The sequence below is a fragment of the Citrobacter sp. Cf087 genome (assembly GCF_030334285.1).
In the GTDB taxonomy this organism is placed as follows: domain Bacteria; phylum Pseudomonadota; class Gammaproteobacteria; order Enterobacterales; family Enterobacteriaceae; genus Citrobacter; species Citrobacter freundii.
The window spans coordinates 606,362-624,332 of record NZ_JAOWED010000022.1; the positions used below are offsets into that span (position 1 = coordinate 606,362).

At 52.5% G+C, this 17,971-nt stretch carries 17 protein-coding genes; 9 read left to right on the forward strand and 8 right to left on the reverse strand.

What is annotated here, in order from left to right; genetic code table 11:
• Nucleotides 1–354: 354 nt before the first annotated feature.
• From ttrA to ttrB, 3 genes are read right to left on the reverse strand one after another with little or no spacing between them, the layout of a single operon-like run.
• Nucleotides 355–3,420: a tetrathionate reductase subunit TtrA gene (ttrA, locus tag OGV57_RS05010; protein ID WP_054528328.1), complete on the reverse strand. Its 3,066-nt coding sequence runs from the start codon at nucleotides 3,418–3,420 to the stop codon at nucleotides 355–357.
• Nucleotides 3,413–4,435 (reverse strand): tetrathionate reductase subunit TtrC, encoded by a 1,023-nt coding sequence (gene ttrC / locus OGV57_RS05015; protein WP_003836554.1) that lies wholly within the window; start codon nucleotides 4,433–4,435, stop codon nucleotides 3,413–3,415. Before ttrC ends, ttrA begins: the two co-directional genes overlap by 8 nt.
• The gene (gene ttrB / locus OGV57_RS05020; protein WP_003836551.1) at nucleotides 4,436–5,170 is read right to left on the reverse strand and encodes a tetrathionate reductase subunit TtrB; all 735 of its coding nucleotides are present in this window, start codon (nucleotides 5,168–5,170) and stop codon (nucleotides 4,436–4,438) included.
• Between the two features lie 227 nt (nucleotides 5,171–5,397).
• Here ttrB and ttrS point away from each other — a divergent pair, with 227 nt between their 5' ends.
• From ttrS to ydhT, 9 genes are all read left to right on the forward strand, one after another.
• Complete coding sequence (gene ttrS / locus OGV57_RS05025) at nucleotides 5,398–7,131, forward strand: tetrathionate respiration histidine kinase TtrS (RefSeq protein ID WP_114070827.1); 1,734 nt, start codon at nucleotides 5,398–5,400, stop codon at nucleotides 7,129–7,131.
• Nucleotides 7,106–7,690 (forward strand): tetrathionate respiration response regulator TtrR, encoded by a 585-nt coding sequence (gene ttrR / locus OGV57_RS05030; protein WP_003836549.1) that lies wholly within the window; start codon nucleotides 7,106–7,108, stop codon nucleotides 7,688–7,690. Before ttrS ends, ttrR begins: the two co-directional genes overlap by 26 nt.
• A gap of 92 nt (nucleotides 7,691–7,782) precedes the next feature.
• Complete coding sequence (gene fumD, locus OGV57_RS05035) at nucleotides 7,783–7,992, forward strand: fumarate hydratase FumD (RefSeq protein ID WP_003029345.1); 210 nt, start codon at nucleotides 7,783–7,785, stop codon at nucleotides 7,990–7,992.
• Nucleotides 7,993–8,473: 481 nt separating this feature from the next.
• Entirely contained in the window at nucleotides 8,474–9,100 is a 627-nt protein-coding gene (locus OGV57_RS05040; protein ID WP_003029338.1) for a ferredoxin-like protein, read from the forward strand.
• 120 nt (nucleotides 9,101–9,220) lie between these two features.
• Nucleotides 9,221–11,323, forward strand: coding sequence for an aldehyde ferredoxin oxidoreductase (locus OGV57_RS05045; protein WP_003029336.1), 2,103 nt, complete (start codon nucleotides 9,221–9,223; stop codon nucleotides 11,321–11,323).
• A gap of 10 nt (nucleotides 11,324–11,333) precedes the next feature.
• Nucleotides 11,334–11,999: a YdhW family putative oxidoreductase system protein gene (locus OGV57_RS05050; protein ID WP_054528330.1), complete on the forward strand. Its 666-nt coding sequence runs from the start codon at nucleotides 11,334–11,336 to the stop codon at nucleotides 11,997–11,999.
• A gap of 63 nt (nucleotides 12,000–12,062) precedes the next feature.
• Entirely contained in the window at nucleotides 12,063–12,731 is a 669-nt protein-coding gene (locus OGV57_RS05055) for a 4Fe-4S dicluster domain-containing protein (RefSeq protein ID WP_003029332.1), read from the forward strand.
• Nucleotides 12,728–13,513: a thiosulfate reductase cytochrome B subunit gene (gene phsC / locus OGV57_RS05060; protein WP_003029330.1), complete on the forward strand. Its 786-nt coding sequence runs from the start codon at nucleotides 12,728–12,730 to the stop codon at nucleotides 13,511–13,513. The genes OGV57_RS05055 and phsC overlap by 4 nt, the downstream gene beginning before the upstream one ends.
• A gap of 51 nt (nucleotides 13,514–13,564) precedes the next feature.
• Nucleotides 13,565–14,329 (forward strand): protein YdhT, encoded by a 765-nt coding sequence (ydhT, locus tag OGV57_RS05065; protein WP_369700982.1) that lies wholly within the window; start codon nucleotides 13,565–13,567, stop codon nucleotides 14,327–14,329.
• A gap of 9 nt (nucleotides 14,330–14,338) precedes the next feature.
• On the opposite strand, the gene OGV57_RS05070 is transcribed toward ydhT, so the two are convergent.
• From OGV57_RS05070 to OGV57_RS05090, 5 genes are all read right to left on the reverse strand, one after another.
• A complete protein-coding gene (locus OGV57_RS05070; protein ID WP_054528331.1) occupies nucleotides 14,339–15,016 on the reverse strand; it encodes an amino acid ABC transporter permease in 678 nt (225 codons plus the stop codon).
• Nucleotides 15,006–15,791, reverse strand: a complete 786-nt coding sequence (locus tag OGV57_RS05075; RefSeq protein WP_054528332.1) for an amino acid ABC transporter permease — start codon at nucleotides 15,789–15,791, stop codon at nucleotides 15,006–15,008. Before OGV57_RS05075 ends, OGV57_RS05070 begins: the two co-directional genes overlap by 11 nt.
• Nucleotides 15,791–16,609 (reverse strand): amino acid ABC transporter ATP-binding protein, encoded by an 819-nt coding sequence (locus OGV57_RS05080; protein WP_003029322.1) that lies wholly within the window; start codon nucleotides 16,607–16,609, stop codon nucleotides 15,791–15,793. The genes OGV57_RS05075 and OGV57_RS05080 overlap by 1 nt, the downstream gene beginning before the upstream one ends.
• A 1-nt stretch (nucleotide 16,610) precedes the next feature.
• Nucleotides 16,611–17,444 (reverse strand): ABC transporter substrate-binding protein, encoded by an 834-nt coding sequence (locus OGV57_RS05085; RefSeq protein WP_049016161.1) that lies wholly within the window; start codon nucleotides 17,442–17,444, stop codon nucleotides 16,611–16,613.
• Between the two features lie 208 nt (nucleotides 17,445–17,652).
• Nucleotides 17,653–17,793 (reverse strand): hypothetical protein, encoded by a 141-nt coding sequence (locus tag OGV57_RS05090; RefSeq protein ID WP_003832695.1) that lies wholly within the window; start codon nucleotides 17,791–17,793, stop codon nucleotides 17,653–17,655.
• Nucleotides 17,794–17,971: the final 178 nt, after the last annotated feature.

The window sequence follows — 17,971 nt, forward strand, 5'->3', positions numbered from 1 at the left end:
AATTACACAAAAAAACCTAAATTCCGCATGTGAAATTTAGGTTTTAAATATTCAAGGGTTTATCTATTTATCGGATAAATGAATTATAAAATTCGGCTTGTATCAATAATTAACTCTATTTCACCAACTCTGCCATTTGATACTGAATCGCCTAATGAATCATTATCAGCAACCAAACCGTAAGCGAAGACAGCATGTGATTTGTTCCTTACTTTATTAGTTTGTGCCAGAAAACCTCTTTTGACCCAACTTTGCCGTCATTGAGTAACTTCTGTTGGAGTTATCTCTATAGCCAATGACTTTGAACGTCATAGGCCGGATAAATCGCGTTAGCGTTGTCATCCGGCGCTAAAGTTATATACGCTCAATTCTCGCTGGCAACCCCTGACGCACCGACGCGCCCGACACCCAGTCAAGCCAGGTATTGGCAACCTGCCGGGTAGGATCCGCAAAGCCCAAATCATTGAGATTAATCCCTGACTTTATCTGTGCATCAAATGCCATTGGCTTGCCGTCGAGCGTATGCTGAGCTGCGCCCATCTCTTTATGCCCGTAACCGTGTTCAATGGCGATGACACCCGGCATGACGCCATGCAGCAGACTTATCTGCGCTTGCGCCTGACCGCCAGGGGTGGTGATACGCACGATATCGCCATGTGCTAAACCATACCGCTGACCATCCTGCGGATTGAGCGCCACCAGATTAACCGGTTTCAGATGATGAAGGCGTGGGATAACCGCCGTGGCGCTGGACATGGTATTGGATTTAAAGGAAATTAGTTTCAACGGCCACTCTTGTTCCGGGAACAACTCCTCGACCGCACGTCCATCAGACAGACGTGAAGGATACCAGGTCGGGCAGCCGCTGTAGCGCTCGCCGGTAATTGCATGACGGTGCGCGGCGACGTTCGCATTCCAGATTTGGAGCGGTTTTTCCCAGGCATTGCCGACGCGGTTATCAACTCGTCCGCTGATGTCCGGCGCAAAGCGCCCGCCGCGGGAGTAGATAAACGCAACTCGGCTGATTTCATCGGGTTTCAGCGTTTGGGTCATCACAGGCATGATCCGCTGTACTCCGGTCAGCGCTATGTCTTCCGGCTGTGCCTCTGCAACCGGGGCTTTGCCCATAAACGCAATATTGGCGGCGAGGCGCAGGTAGTAATCTTCCGCACGATTCAACGGATAGTGATTACCTTGCGGATCGGTAATCGCATTGTCGCCGAATCCAGGTAGCCCAATGCGCTTTGCCACTGCGATACAGAAAGATTCCATCGAGGCCGATTGACCGTCAGCCGTGAGGCTGGTCGCAGGTCTGACGACAGGCCAACGCGCGGTGGTGGCTTTGCTGGCCACGCCTGCCCACGGAGCGCTAAATCCCCAGCTTTCGAAGTTGTGAGTATCCGGCACGATGTAATCTGCCAGCGCCGTGGTTTCGTTCATAAAGGCGTCAATCGCGATAAACAGCGGCAAGCGAGCAGGATCCTTGAGCTTTTCTTCCGCCACGCCACGTAATCCCGCAATGCCGTAAAACGGGTTGGTCATGTTTGAGATCCATGCTTTCAGCGGATAAGGGTAACCTTCAAGCGCTGAGACGAGGAGTTCGGTAAGCTGACCTGCGACAAACGGATACCACGGGGCCTTAGCCGGGAAGGGGGATTGTCCGGCAGCTACCTTATTGCGGTACTCTTCGGAAGACTCATAAGCGGTTTTACTGCGCGCGATGCTTAACCCTTTCGGCTTTACCTTCCCGGCGAAGCTGTCCATGTTGTAGCGCGGACCGTCGGTGGCACCATTGAATTTGCCGCCACCAACAAACACACCGCCTTCAAGACTGAGGTTGCCAATCAGCGCATTGAGCATCATTACCGACCAGGCGTTATAAAATCCATTGCCTGCCATCATTCCGCCGTGCGTAATTACTGCCGCTTTACGTCCGTGGCGGGTGAATGCGTCGGCCAGAGCGCCAATGTCTGCTTCTGACACCCCACACTGCTGGCTGTACTGCGTTAGCGACAGTTTCTCTGCGGACTCTCGCAGACACTGGAAGCTGCTTTTTACCGTTACCGTCTGCCCGTCAGCCAGCGTCACCTCGCGGGTAACAAACAGTTGCGCACGCGGGCAACTGTTGGCGGCGACAATCTCACCGGCCTCGTTGACGACCACCGGCTCCTGGGCGGCGTTTGTGCTCAGATGGGCGAGGGTCAGGTGTTGTCCGGCAAGCGTTGGAATTTCATCGGTAATCACAAGATGAGTGGCGTTAGTCCAGCTTTTTTCTCCTGCCTGCTGCATGGCCTGCACACCGGGAATGGCGAGATAATCAGCGTTATAGCGTTGTTTATCGATAATCCAGCTTATCATCCCCATCGCCAGCGCGGAGTCGCTTCCCGGTCGTACGGGCTGCCAGTGGCCGCGATCGTCAGCCAGCACCGTGGTTAATGGCAGGGCGGGCGCTACCACAACATAGCGGAAGTCGTCACGTAAACGGGCGCTGGCCAACTGGCGGGCCTGGCGCTTAAACGGGTTGCCGGATTGCGCCGGAGAGGTGCCCATAAACAGCGCGAATTCGACGTTATCCCAGTCGGGTTTCACGTGGGTATTTTTATCCAGATCGCCCATTAACGCGCCGGAACCGGCCCGATAGGCCAGACCGCAGTAAGCGCCATGAGCACCGAAATTTTTACTGCCGAAACTGTTCAGTGCGAAGCGACGTAGAAAGGTATCACGTCCTTCATCGCTGGTATTAGTGACCAGCAGTTGATTGGATTTTGGGCCAAAGCCGGGATGTTTCGCATCAAGCGGTGTAGCGGGATCGTAGATGGCTCTCAGACCATCAACGTGGCCTTCACCAAACAGATCTCCGCCTTCCACCACCTCTTTGATCAGCTGTTCGAAGCTGATGCGCTGCCATTTTCCCTCACCGCGCTTACCGACGCGCTTCATGGGCTCCAGAATACGTAACGGGCTGTACAGACCTTCGAGTAAAGTTGCACCACGGGCGCAGGCGGTGGAACGTGCGTCAAGACCTGACTCCCCGGCCAACTGTTCCATTGCCGTGGTAAAGGGGACGGAGGCGTCGATATGGTGCTCGTGCGACAACGGATGATAAGGGTTGCCCGCAATGCGCAGCACCTTGCCTTGCTCAGTGTCAACGCGAACCCGCACGCCACACTGCGTCCAGCAACCAAAACACTGTGTCATTGAGATCACCTGCTGCGGGTTTTGCTGCCAGTGCGGCCGGGCGTTGGCTTCAGGGATGAGCGCGTTTGCAAAGATGCGGTCACGGGTAATTTTGCCCGAGGTTCCGTCCAGCAAACCGTCTATCGCGCGCTTTGCCACATCCCGATAACTCAGGCCAAAAGTCACCATGCCACCTACGGCAAGGCCCACTTTAAGCCACTGACGACGGGTTAAATTAGCCATGTTGCATTCTCCTTGCGATCGCGTTCAGGGCTTCACGAACAATAATAATCAGTGCTATCCACAGGCCGAAGGTACCCACAATGGCCAGCCAGCCATCGGTGCCGCCGGGCAGGGTGTAGGGATTAAACTGCGCGTTAAATTTCGGTATGGTTTGCACCTGGATGAGTAACGTCCAGCGCATTAGCCAGCACAGCGCCATGGCGCTAAAAGCGAGTAATACGCGCAGCGGTAGCGACAAGGGGTAACGTACAACCAACCCGCAAAGAACAAGTGAAACAAGCCATAACGCAACCCAACCGATAGCGTAGTGTTGTGCTGAAGAAGCCACATCCAGCCATTGGCGGATAGCCGAACCGGAAAGCGTATTACCGCTCGCCCAGATCAACACCACGATAGCCAGTGCGATCAACGTGACCATTTGCCCCCACGCTAGCTTACGCGGCAGTACGTCCTTGTTATTTGTCGTGGCAATAAGCAGGGCAAGAAACGTTTGCAGCGCGCTGAGGAACATCGCAACCGGAAATGCGTAACTGAACCAGATGGGACGCGCCTGCACCACCGACACTTCACGGCCGGTGTAAACCAGCAATCCGATGGCGGACAGTGCGCTACCAAGTGCTAACCATTTTGTGACGTTGTAACTTTTTAGCGTTAGCCGTTTAACGTGCTGCGCCAGAAACCACAGACCTAAAAAACCGGTAAACAGCGGTAAGAACAGTGCGCCCCACGGCATCCAGGACCACGGCGTCGGATACGCATAGAAATGCCAGACGCGGGCGGTTTGGTGTAGATCAGCGGTCAGCGCCAGCGGTGCGGTAATCGCGCAGGTCAGGGCGATTAACAGCGTCAGATTCTCCAGATCTGCCGTTTCTTTTTTGCGCCAGTGGAGAACGCAGGCGAACAGTGCGGCGCAGGCGGCAATGCCGATGAAAAAGAAATATTGTACGGCCCAGGGTAACCAGCTTACGTCCTGGGGATGGGCCAGAACCTCGTCGATAATTAGTGAATGGTTCATTTAAACCTCCTGCCAGAGAGCGGGTTGAGCACGTCCAATCAATGGGGTGACAAACGCCTCATCCAGTCCCAGATAGAACACGTGAGGAGACGTACCGCTTTCCGGCTTCAGGACTTTGATGGTGTCATGGTGTTCATGCAGCATTTGTGAAATGCGGCTGTGTGGATCTTTAATATCGCCAATGATGCGCGCGCCGCCGACGCAGGATTCTACACAGGCCGGGAGCAGCCCCGCTTCGAGGCGGTGAACACAGAAGGTACATTTATCGGCGGTTTGCGTTTCATGGTTGATGAATCGCGCATCATAAGGGCAGGCCTGCACGCAATAGGCGCAGCCAACGCAGCGTGTGTTGTCGACCACCACGATGCCGTCTTCGCGTTGGAAAGTGGCCTGTACCGGGCAAACGGGCACGCAAGGGGGATTATCACAATGGTTGCATAGTCGCGGCAGCAGGACGTTGGTGACGCTTTGCTGACCTTCAATCTGTACTTGATACTGGTTGACGAGGGTACGAAATTCGCCCTGTGGCGTCTGGTTTTCAATGGCGCAACTGACGGTACAGGCCTGGCAGCCAATACAGCGTCGCAGGTCAACCAGCATGGCGTAGCGATGCTGAAGTGAGCCTTCATGGCGTTCAGGCGAAAAGGGAAATTTCGCCTGAGCCAGCGGAACCAGTGATGCGCCAGCGGTCAGGACGCCCAGTTGCTGGAGAAACTGCCGTTTACTGCTGTCCATATTTTCTCCCGTCACGATGCAACAACGAAACATTGGTCACGCCGTTGATTTGCGTGTGATGAATAAAGAATCTCAATGATTTACAGTGTAAAAATCGTGACGGGGTATACTCTATTGTGGTTAACCACATACCCGGCTTGTTGTTGATCTAAAACAACATAATTGACAGGGACAATTGAGTGGGACGCAACGTAGTAAGATGTCTGACAGTGCTGGCGTCGCTGTGGATGCTAAGCGGCGCGATCAGGGCGCAGACATGGAACATTGGCGTTTTGGCGATGCGCGGGGAGGTTTCTACACGTAATCACTGGCAGCCGCTGGAAACATTGTTGAATCAGCAAATCCCCGGCGAACAGTTTCATATTCAACCGCTGGATCTGCACCAGATGCAGGAGGCGGTGAATCGTGGAACGGTGCAGTTTGTTGTTACTAATCCGGCGCAGTTTGTTCAGCTAAACAGCCGTTCTGCGCTGCGCTGGCTGGCTTCGCTACGCTCCACCCGTGGTGGGAAAGCCACCAGTAACGTGATCGGCAGCGCGATCCTCGTCAGACGCGACAGCGGGATAACCTCCCCACACGATCTGATCGGCAAAACGGTTGGCGCCATTGATGCTCAGGCTTTTGGCGGCTATTTGCTGGGATATAAAGCGCTCAGTGATGCCGGTCTGCGCCCTGAACGCGATTTACGTCTGACGTTTACCGGATTTCCCGCCGATGCCTTACTCTATTTATTACGTGAAAAAGCCGTGCAGGCGGTGATCGTGCCGGTGTGCCTGCTGGAAAAAATGGATGAAGAAGGCCTCATTCGTAAAACCGATTTTATGACCGTGTTGAACCATCCGACCTCAATTCCCTGTCTGACCAGTACACCGCTCTATCCTGACTGGTCATTTGCCGCACTACCTGCAGTGAGTGACGAGCTGGCCGATCGCGTCACGCGGGTGTTGTTCAATGCACCGCAAAACGCGACATTTCGCTGGGGAGCGCCCGCCTCGACCCGCGAGGTGGAAGCGTTGTTGCGCGATGTCCGCCAGCATCCGCAGCAGCGTCAGTTGTGGCTGGATGTCAAAAGCTGGTTTATTCAACACCGACTGGCAATGGGGGGCGTGGCCATCGTGTTGCTGTTGCTGACGCTCAACTACATCTGGGTAATGCTGTTGGTTCGCCGACGCGGCAGGCAGCTAGAGCGGAACAACGTGTTGTTGCACAAACAGGAACAGGCGCTGGAGACTGCCCGACAAATGAGCGTGCTGGGGGAGATGACCTCCGGTTTTGCCCATGAGCTCAATCAGCCGTTGTCGGCTATCCGCCATTATGCCCAAGGCTGTCTGATTCGCCTGCGCGGTCAGGATGAGCAGCATCCGTTGCTGCCCGTGCTTGAGCACATCGACACCCAGGCACAAAGGGGGGCCGATACGCTGCGCAATCTCCGGCAGTGGGTCAGCCAGGCACAGGGCAATCCGGTACTTCCCGATGACTGGCAAGCCATCAACGTTCACGATGCTATCCATCACGTCTGGCAATTACTACGCATGCCCCAGCAATTCCCGGCGGTAACGCTGCACACACAGGTCAGCAAGGCGTTAACATTGACGCTGCCAAGCGTTCTTCTTGAGCAGGTGCTGGCCAATCTGGTACTCAATGCCGCCCAGGCAGGGGCTACCACAGTTTGGTTTAGCGCCCTGCATAAGGATGGTGGTGTGAGTATTCAGGTGCAGGATAATGCCGGAGGCATTGACGAGACGCAGTTGTATCAGGCGTTTCAGCCGTTTATGACCACGCGTAAAGAAGGCATGGGACTAGGACTGGTCATTTGTCAGCGACTGGTGCGCTACGCAAACGGAGATATTGAGATCAACAATCAGCAGGCCCCGGACGGAAAAGCGGGGGCGAGAGTGACATTATATTTTAAACCAAATCGGGAAGGAGGCCGTAGTGGCGATAATTCATCTGCTGGATGACGACATTGCCGTCACCCAGGCCTGTGCGTTTTTATTGGAAAGTCTGGGATATGAAGTGTCTTGCTGGGAGCAAGGTGAGAAATTCCTCGCTGAGGCAAATCTGCACCAGGTGGGTGTACTGCTGCTGGATATGCGTATGCCGGTACTGGATGGGCACGCTGTGCATGAAATCATGCGTCAGAAAGCAAGCACGCTGGCGGTGGTCTTTCTCACCGGGCATGGCGATGTGCCGATGGCGGTTGAGCAAATGAAACGTGGCGCGGTCGATTTTTTGCAAAAACCGGTGTCAGCCGTGCCGCTTCAGGCAGCATTAGAACATGCCTTGCAGGTCTCGGCAGCGGCGTTCTCGCGACAAGAGATCATCTGCTGCTATCAACAGCTTACGCCAAAAGAACGGGAACTGGCGCATCTGGTAGCAAAAGGATTAATGAATCGGGAAATTGCTGATGCCATGAATATTGCCGTGCGTACGGTTGAAGTGCACCGGGCGCGGGTGATGGAAAAAATGCAGGCGGGAAGTCTTGCTGAGCTTGTAAATCGACTTCAGAGAGTTCAGTAGAATGATGACATTTCTTTGATTTTCATTGAATTTTGTCTAAATACTCAGAGTGATATATGCTGTTGGTTTGAGTTAATGACGAGCGGGCAAAAATGGGAAATCAGACGAAAGACGACGAGTTGTACCGTGAAATGTGCAGAGTAGTCGGTAAAGTAGTGCTGGAAATGCGCGATCTGGGACAAGAGCCTAAGCATATCGTCATTGCGGGAGTACTGAGAACCACCCTTGCGAACCAGCGTGTGAAGCGCAGTGAGTTAGAAAAACAGGCTATTGAGACCGTAATTAAAGCATTGGCCGGATAATCCGCAAAAAGAGGGCGGTAGTTTCTCTCGCCGTCCTCTTATTCTCATTACGTTAATCTATCAATAATTATAATTTAGCGTTGCAATTAATGCTATCAAACTCGCTATATATTTAATTGTATATCGGATGATATATAAAAATATATATGAGAGTGGAGTCACAAATATTTGCAATACATATGAAGTGCTATTTCAATTTATCTTAATGATAATAAATCTCACTCCGCATTAATTATATCCCTTCCGTTTTTTAATTGATGACGATCAAGACTATGCATGCTGAATAACCACATTATTTCTGTGCCTAACCCTAAAGGATTAGATTCATTCAGTTTAACCACCGTCATTTATGCGATCAGGTTAGGGCAAAAATTTACGTGTTGTTGGCAACATTAACCGCCCGATATGGCTTGACCTGCGCTGGTTTAAATTAGCCTGAAGGTGTTGCTACCACAGCATTTGCGAAGAGGATGCGAAATAAATGAACCAGGTTGATCGTCCATTTTTAGATTGTGGTTTAACGCGACTAGAATTTCTGCGGATATCAGGAAAAGGACTGGCGGGATTAACGATTGCTCCCGCGCTGTTATCCCTTTTTGGTTGTAAGCAGGAAGATGTCGATAGTGGGACTGTTGGGCTTATCAATACGCCTAAAGGGGTTTTGGTAACCCAGCGAGCTCGCTGTACGGGCTGTCACCGCTGCGAAATTTCCTGTACCAATTATAACGATGGTGCGGTGGGTACCTTCTTTTCCCGGATAAAAATCCATCGCAATTTCTTCTTTGGCGATGATGGTGTCGGGTCCGGTGGTGGGCTGTATGGCGATTTAAACTATACCGCTGATACCTGCCGGCAATGCAAAGATCCGCAGTGTATGAAGGTCTGCCCGATAGGTGCAATTACCTGGAAGCAGGAAGACGGTTGTATTGCGGTGGACCACAAACGCTGTATTGGCTGTAGCGCGTGTACCACAGCCTGCCCGTGGATGATGGCGACCGTAAATACCGAAACGAAAAAGTCCTCAAAATGTGTGTTATGCGGGGAATGCGCCAATGCTTGTCCGACTGGGGCATTAAAAATTATCGAGTGGAAAGATATTACTGTTTGATAGATAGCAGGCATACCTGATTCGCGCCATTAATTGCCAAAAATACCGCAGTTTTGGATAAAAAAGCTGCCTGAAGAATGGCGGGTATATCTATTAAACCTTCTTGCAAAGGAAAACATGATGGCTAATGGTTGGACAGGTACTATTTTACGGGTCAATCTCACCACGGGTAATATCACCCTTGAAGATTCCAGTAAATTTAAAAAATTTGTCGGTGGGATGGGCTTTGGTTATAAAATTATGTACGACGAAGTCCCGCCAGGCACCATGCCTTTTGATGAAGGGAATAAGTTGGTTTTTGCCACCGGACCATTAACGGGTTCTGGCGCTCCCTGTAGCTCCCGCGTCAATATCACCTCCTTATCGACTTTTACCAAAGGCAATTTAGTCGTGGATGCTCATATGGGCGGTTTCTTTGCTGCACAAATGAAATTCGCCGGTTACGACGCCATTATTATTGAAGGCAAGTCCGCATCGCCGGTCTGGATCAACATTAAAGACGATAAGGTTAGCATCGAAAAAGCCGATTTCCTGTGGGGTAAGGGGACGCGAGCCACAACTGAAGAAATTTGTCGCATCACCAGCCCGGAAACCTGCGTCGCCGCGATTGGCCAGGCGGGGGAAAATCTGGTGCCGCTCTCCTGCATGATCAACAGTCGCAACCACAGCGGCGGAGCTGGTACTGGCGCAGTAATGGGCTCGAAAAACCTGAAGGCTATTGCGGTAGAAGGGACCAAAGGCGTCAATATTGCCGATCGCAAAGAGATGAAGCGGCTCAATGACTACATGATGACCGAGCTCATCGGCGCTAACAACAACCACGTTGTGCCAAGCACCCCGCAGGCCTGGGCAGAATACTCTTCGCCAAACTCGCGCTGGACGGCGCGTAAAGGGCTGTTCTGGGGCGCAGCAGAAGGCGGACCAATCGAAACCGGGGAAATCCCGCCGGGCAACCAAAATACGGTAGGTTTCCGTACCTATAAATCGGTGTTCGATCTGGGGCCAGCCGCAGAAAAATACACGGTCAAAATGAGCGGCTGTCATTCATGCCCTATTCGTTGTATGTCACAGCTCAATGTTCCGCGGGTGAAAGATTTTGGCGTGCCGAGTACCGGCGGCAACACTTGTGTGGCGAACTTTGTACACACCACCATTTTCCCCAATGGCCCGAAAGATTTTGACGATAAAGACGATGGGCGTGTGGTGGGAAACCTGATTGGTCTGAACCTGTTTGACGATTACGGTATCTGGTGTAACTACGGCCAGTTGCACCGTGATTTTACTTATTGCTATTCGAAAGGCGTCTTTAAACGCGTACTGCCGGCTGAAGAGTATGCGGAGATCCGCTGGGATCAGTTGGAAGCGGGTGATCCTAATTTTATTAAAGACTTCTACTATCGGTTGGCGCATCGCGTGGGGGAACTCAGTCACCTTGCGGACGGCTCGTATGCCATTGCTGAACGCTGGGATTTGGGCGAAGAGTACTGGGGTTATGCCAAAAATAAACTGTGGTCGCCGTTCGGTTTTCCTGTTCACCATGCGAACGAGGCTTCAGCGCAGGTGGGGGCGATCACCAACTGTATGTTTAACCGTGACTGCATGGCGCACACCCATATCAACTTCATCGGTTCCGGTTTGCCGTTGAAATTGCAGCGCGAAGTGGCGGGCGAGCTGTTTGGTTCACAGGATGCCTACGATGAAACCAAAAACTACACCCCGATCAATGCTGCCAAGATCAAATATGCCAAATGGACGCTGCTGAAAGTCTGTCTGCATAACGCGGTTACGTTGTGTAACTGGGTTTGGCCGATGACGGTTTCACCACTCAAGAGCCGTAACTATCGCGGAGACTTGGATCTGGAAGCGAAGTTCTTCCAGGCAGTCACCGGTGATGAAACCACGCAGGCGAGTCTGGACCTTGCCGCTGAACGCATCTTTACACTGCATCGCGCTTATACGGTCAAACTGATGCAAACCAAGGATATGCGCAATGAGCACGATCTCATCTGCTCCTGGGTATTCGATAAAGATCCGAAGATCCCGGTCTTCACTGAAGGAACCGACAAGATGGACAGGGAGGATATGCGTCAGTCATTGACGATGTTCTATCAGGAAATGGGCTGGGATCCAGAGCTGGGTTGCCCAACGCGTGAAACCCTGAACCGACTCGGACTTGAAGACGTGGCAGCTGATTTGGCGGCGCAAGATCTGTTGCCAGCGTAAGGAACGTGAGATGACTAACGTGAGCAACGTTCTGGCACCCGTAGAGGCGCTTCCTGACGAGGTTGATAGTCAAAAGAGACACTGGCTACAGGCCTTTCACTCGCCGGTAGAACAGGTGACTGCGCCGCAGGTTCAGGAACCCTCTAGCCCGGAGTCGATTGTGGCAGATTTTATCCGCCAGCATTCGGCATCCGGGCAATTGGTGGGGCGCAGCGTGTTTCTGCAGCCACCTTATTCGGTCCCTGAAACCGATCTATCCGTGCTGCTGGATGTGCTGTGTCAGGACGCAATTAACGCGGATATCACCCGTGTGCAGGGCGCGGAAGATGTCTATTTCTACTCAACGCAAACCATGACGGCAAACTACGCCGACATGTGCGTGCAGGTGGTGGAAAACGACATCTGCCGTGCGATTGCCGAGGCGGTACGCTTCGACGGCCGCACGTATCCTCGCCCCTATAAGGTCGCCATGTTGACGCAACCGCCGTATAGCTTTGAATCTCAGCAGATTACAGCGGCGCTAACGGCTATGGAAACGCATCCCGATTACGCAGATATACGTACTGTGGAATCGTCAAATGCGGAACCTTATCTGTTTAGCGAACGTTTTATGAGTTATGGCAAAGCGTACGGCCTGTGTGAATGGCTTGAGGTTGAGCAGTATCAGAACCCCTGAATTATTCAGGTTGATGTCATGGAACGTGTGGACGACCACTGTCACAGTTTAGAGGATAACCCGATGTCCTTCACCCGACGAAAATTTGTCATTGGCATGGGGACGGTGATTTTTTTCACCGGCCCAGGTCAAAATCTGTTAGCGAGTACCAGGAGCCCTAAAGCCGTTCGTTACGTCATGATTCACGACGAATCACTGTGTAACGGATGTAATATCTGCGCGCGGGCCTGCAGGAAAACCAACCATGTTCCTGCCCAGGGCAGCCGTTTGTCGATAGCGCATATTCCAGTCTCGGACAACGACAACGAAACGCTGTATCACTACTTCCGTCAATCCTGCCAGCATTGTGATGATGCGCCTTGTATTGAGGTGTGTCCGACCGGTGCCTCCTGGCGGGATGAGAACGGTATTGTGCGAGTAGATACGTCTTCCTGTATCGGCTGCAGTTACTGTATTGGTGCGTGTCCTTATCAGGTTCGTTATCTCAACCCGCATACCAAAGTGGCGGATAAATGCGACTTTTGCGCTGAATCACGCCTGGCGAAAGGTTTTCCACCGATCTGCGTTAACGCTTGCCCGGAACATGCGCTGATTTTTGGCCGTGAAGATAGCCCGGAAATTCAGACCTGGTTGCGAGAAAACAAGTATTACGAATATCAACTTGCAGGCGCCGGGAAACCCCATCTGTATCGTCGGTTCGGTCAACATTTGATTAAAAAGGAAAATGTATGAACGCGTCGCAAAATGCCGAACAGTTTCACGCCCAGCTTGCGCAGTATGTTCCCCTGTTTTCACCGGACTACTGGCCCGTGTGGTTAGTCGTTGCCGGGTTAATGCTGGTGGGAATGTGGCTGGTGCTGGCGCTTCACGCCATGCTGCGCTTTCGGGCGGCACATAAAACGTCGGCAGGGCACGGTGAGAAGGTCTATTTATATTCGAAGGCTGTTCGTTTGTGGCACTGGTCGAATGCGCTGCTGTTTTTGCTACTTCTGGTCAGTGGCCTGGTCAATCACTTCTCTGCCGTCAGCGCACCGGTAATGAAAAGCCTGCTTACCGTTCATGAGGTTTGCGGCTTTTTGCTACTTGCCTGCTGGGTTGGTTTTGTGCTGATCAACCTGATTGGCGGCAACGGACATCACTATATTATTCAACGTCAGGGCTGGATCGCTCGCGCGCAAAGACAAACACGTTTTTACCTGTTTGGCATTATGCAGGGCGAGTCACATCCATTCCCGGCATCACCGCGTTCTAAATTCAATCCGCTACAGCAGGCGGCCTACGTTGGCGTGATGTATGGGTTGCTGCCACTACTGCTGATTTCTGGGTTGTTATCGCTTTACCCGACGGTCGTCGGAGATCTGTTTCCTGGTGTGCGTTACTGGCTGCTTCAGGCGCACTTTGCGCTGGCAATTGTCAGTCTGTTTTTCATTTTTGGGCATCTTTATCTTTGCACTACGGGCCGCACGCCGGGCGAAACCTTCAAGTGTATGGTGGATGGCTACCACCGGCATTAAGCGATGATGATTACACGAAGTGACTTACGGGCCTGGCGTGTTGGGCCCGTCATGTATCGCTGGTTTCTACGCGCGTTTCCCGCAGGAGGAAGCTATGCCGATGTTCATCGCGCGCTCCAGCGGGAAGGGTATACCGATTGGGCAAATAGCCTGGTGGAATACGGCTGGTCGAAATGGCGGGAAGAGGCGAGTTTTGCTCAGCAGGATATTGACGCAATGGGGAATATTTCCTGTGAGCAAGCCGCGGAGGAAACCAGTCGTCCGTTGGCGAGTGCGGAAGATTATGCCCGATTTAGCAGTGCGGGTGACAACGTTAAAATTGCCAGCGCCGGGTATGCCGCACAGATCGCCAGTGCCGGTTACAGCGCACGGATTGGCAGTGTAGGCTATAACACGCATATCGGCAGTTCAGGCGATCGTGGGCGAATAGCGATTGCGGGAAATTCGGCGCGTATCAGCAGTGTGGGCGACGGAACGCGTATCGCCAGTACCGGCATGCGCGTACGCATCAGTTCGCTTGGCGACCGAAACCGGGTTGCCAGTAGCGGTGATTTAACCCAGGTAGCCTGTTTTGGCGCAGAGGCAAAAATCGCTAACTGCGCGGACAATATCCACATTATTGCCAGCGGAGAGAACGCCGTTGTTGCCAGTACCGGTACTGTAGATTCGATAACGCTCGGTCCCGGCGGATGTGCGGCGCTGGCTTATCACGATGGCGAGAGAATGCGCTTTGCGCTTGCCGTTGAAGGGGAAAAAAACATTCGGGCGGGCGTGAAATATCGGCTCAACGAAGACCATCAGTTTGTGGAATGTTGAGCCGAGAGGTTATTTTAGTGCGAAGCGGCGCTGGGTGATTTTCTCCAGGCTAAAGCACAGCAGGTAATAGACCAGTCCGGTAAAGATAAAAATGGCTGCCGGGTAGATTTGCACCCGGCTGTTAACCTGACCGGCAACCGTCGTGAGTTCCGGTACGTTAACGATAAATGCCAGTGACGTGTCCTTCAGTAGCCCAATGAAAATCCCCGTCAACGACGGCAGTACGTTACGCAGCACCTGCGGCAGCAAGACAAGACACAGGGCCTGATCCGGGCGAAACCCCTGAACGACTGCCGCTTCATATTGCCCACCAGGCAGTGCGCTAATTCCAGCATACACCGAGTGCATCACCGAAGCGGTGGTGAACCATGCCAGCGCCAGCGTCACGGTAACGGCACCGGGCAGATCGCTTCCGGTCAGCATGGGTAGCAAATACCACATCCAGAAAATCACAAAGATGAGCGGAATGCCGCGAATAAATTCCGCCCAGATAAACAACCCGTTGCGAACCGCGCCTGGAAATCGCCAGGCGCAGCAGGCAAGAACGATCCCGCCAGGCAGCGCCAGCAAAGCCGCACCGATAGCCATCAGCAAAGTGAGCAGTACACCGCCGGGTTGCCCCTCAGCCACACGTCCCCACAGGAGATAGTCAAGATTGTCGGTAATGACCGAAATATTAGCGATCATGCAGTATGCTCCTGACGCTGAAGATGCGCATTCTTACCTTTGACGATTTACCCGCCGCCGGCCGCGGCCCAAGACGCGTAAGCAACATACCCAGCACGATGCCGGTAAACAGATAGAGTGCGGTGCCAAGGGCAAAGGCTTCCAGCGCGTGCGCGTTGTAGCTCTCAATTTGCCGTACCTGGTAGGTGAGCTCAGCAAATCCAATACCGCTGGCAAGCGAGGAAAGCTTCATCAGGTTGAGATATTGCCCAACAATGGGTTGCCAGGCGTTTGCCAGTCCCTGAGGCAGCAGAATGTGACGAAATATCGCCCAGGATGAAAACCCCTGCGCCACGGCAGCCTCGCGTTGTCCGGCAGAAACTGCCTGTAAACCTGAGGCGATCTCTTCGACCAAAAATGCTGAGGTAAATACGCTCAGTCCCCATGCTGAACAGATAAACTCCGGTGTTAACCACCAGACATCACCCGGCAGAATTGACCATGGATGATCAGCATTGATGAAGCTAATGACGTCACGGGGAAGCCAGTTCCATGCGGCAAAATACCAGAACATCAGTTGCACCAGTAAAGGTGTATTGCGAAACACCGAGACCCACACCCCGACCATCGTTTTAGCGAGACGATTGCCCGTCAGTCGCAGGCTGAGCAGTGAGATGGCAATGAGCGTGGCGAGCACGATACCTGCCAGCGTCACCCAAAGCGTGGTAAGAAAACCAGAAATTATCCATTGCAGGGGTTGCCCGCTCAGCACTCCCTGCCAGTCCATTGCATGCATTATGATGATGACTCCTGGTGTAACGGGTCGAGCACTTTTTTCAGGAAACGCTGGGTTCTCGGGTGCTGTGGTTGGACGAAAAAATCCTCCGGCGGGGCCACTTCAAGAATATCGCCACCATCGATGAAAACCACACGATCGGCAATCTCGCGGGCGAAATGCATTTCGTGGGTCACGACGATCATGGTGATACCGCTGTGGGCGAGATTTTTCATCACCTGCAATACCTCGCCGATCATTTCAGGATCCAGCGCGGAGGTGGGCTCATCAAACAGAATAATTTGCGGTGATGAAGCCAGCGCGCGGGCGATGGCCACGCGCTGCTGCTGTCCACCGGACAACTGTGCGGCATAGGCATTGGCTTTTTCCGCCAGTCCCACCTTTTCCAGCAACTCAAGTGCCCGGCGATCCGCTTCCGTCTTATTCCAGCCGTGAACATATTCCAGCGCCAGCGCGATGTTTTGCAGCGCAGTCAGATGCGAATAGAGATTGAATTGCTGAAATACGAAACCGATACGGCTGCGTAGCTGGCGTAATGCCGCCCCGCGCAACTGGCTAATCGGTTTACCATCAATGAAGATTTCGCCATCGCTGAGCGACTCCAACTGGTTGATAAGACGTATAAGAGTGGACTTTCCAGAGCCGGAAGGCCCCAGAATGGTCACCACTTCACCGGGCTCAACTGCCAGGTTGACGCCGTTAAGTACAGTTTGAGCGCCATACTCTTTAACCACATTGCGTAGTTCGACGCTCGCCTGACGCAAATGGGTAAAATCCGCAGCCGAAGCTGCGGATCGATGAAAAAGGGCTGAGAGCATATTATTTGGCTTCTATTTTAAAGGCGCGGGCTTGTGGACTTTTGGTTTCAGGACCAAACCAGACATCATAAATTTTGGCCGCCTGCCCGGTAGATTCCAGCTTCAAAAGTGCATCGTTGACGGCTTTTAACAACGCTGGCTCACCTTTTTTCACCCCCACGCCAATCTCTTCTTTGCTCAGCAGATCCGGTAGAATTTTGAAATCTGCTTTATCCGGCGCACCGCCTAATAAACCGGCCAGAATCGTACTGTCCTGGGTGATGGCCTGAACATTGCCGTTGCGCAGTGCGGTTAACGCCAGCGGGATATCGTCATAGGCCAGTACGCGCGACTGCGGGAAGCGCTGATGCAGTGCCTGTTCACCAGTAGTGCCTTTTACCGCGCCGATGCGTGCTTTGCTGTATTGATCGAGCTTATCCGGAGATTTTGCTGGCACAAGAAACTGCTGGCCGGTAACAAAATAGGGGACGGAGAAATCTATTACCTGCGACCGCTCAGGCGTGATCGTGATATCCGCAACGATTAAATCGGCTTTACCAGATTGTAATAACGGAATTCGGTTTGCCGGATTGGTCGCCACCAGTTCCAGTTTTACACCAAGAGATTTGGCCAGCGCTTCGGCAAAATCGACGTCGTAGCCGACAATCTTATGCGTTTTGGCATCGATGGAGCCAAACGGCGGGTTCGCGTCAAATGTTGCGACTTTTACTACGCCTGCGGCTTTGATATCGGCCAGTTGGTCGGCCTGAGCCTGTGAGACGCTAATGCCTGATGCCAGCAGGATGCCGAGTGCCAGCAGTGTTTTTTTCGCGCTGTGAGTTTTTGTTACCATCATTTTGTAAGTCCCTGTCGTTTTTTTTGGTTTGTGCTTTTTACGCTCCCATAACTCAGGTTCAGGACAAAATAAGAAAAAATTCTTATCTATTTACAAAATGTTATTAGTGAAAAAGGTGTTAACAATGGGTAAACGCAATGCGATATGTAGCCAGGCGAGAGGGCATAGCCAGGAGGTAAAAAAAACCGGCATTGCGCCGGTTCGGAAATCAGATTTTGCAGGCGTCACCGCAATCATTATCAGCAATAATTTCTTGCGCTTTCTTGTCTGCATCTTCCAGACGTTCAGCGTTACGCTCTTGCGCTTCTTCCAGTCCATCAAAGACCAGATTATCGAGATCAATTTCCATCATTCACCTGCTCAGGTTCAGCGTTTAACATCACGTTATTATATTGCAAAAATGTTGCTTAACAGCAGCGATTCTTGCTACTTAGCATCGAACGCAATCCGCTGTGCGTATTTATCCGCCAAAGTGGCCCACGGTTCGCAATTGCTAAAGAATTGTTGGTTGTAAATACCGCAAAATT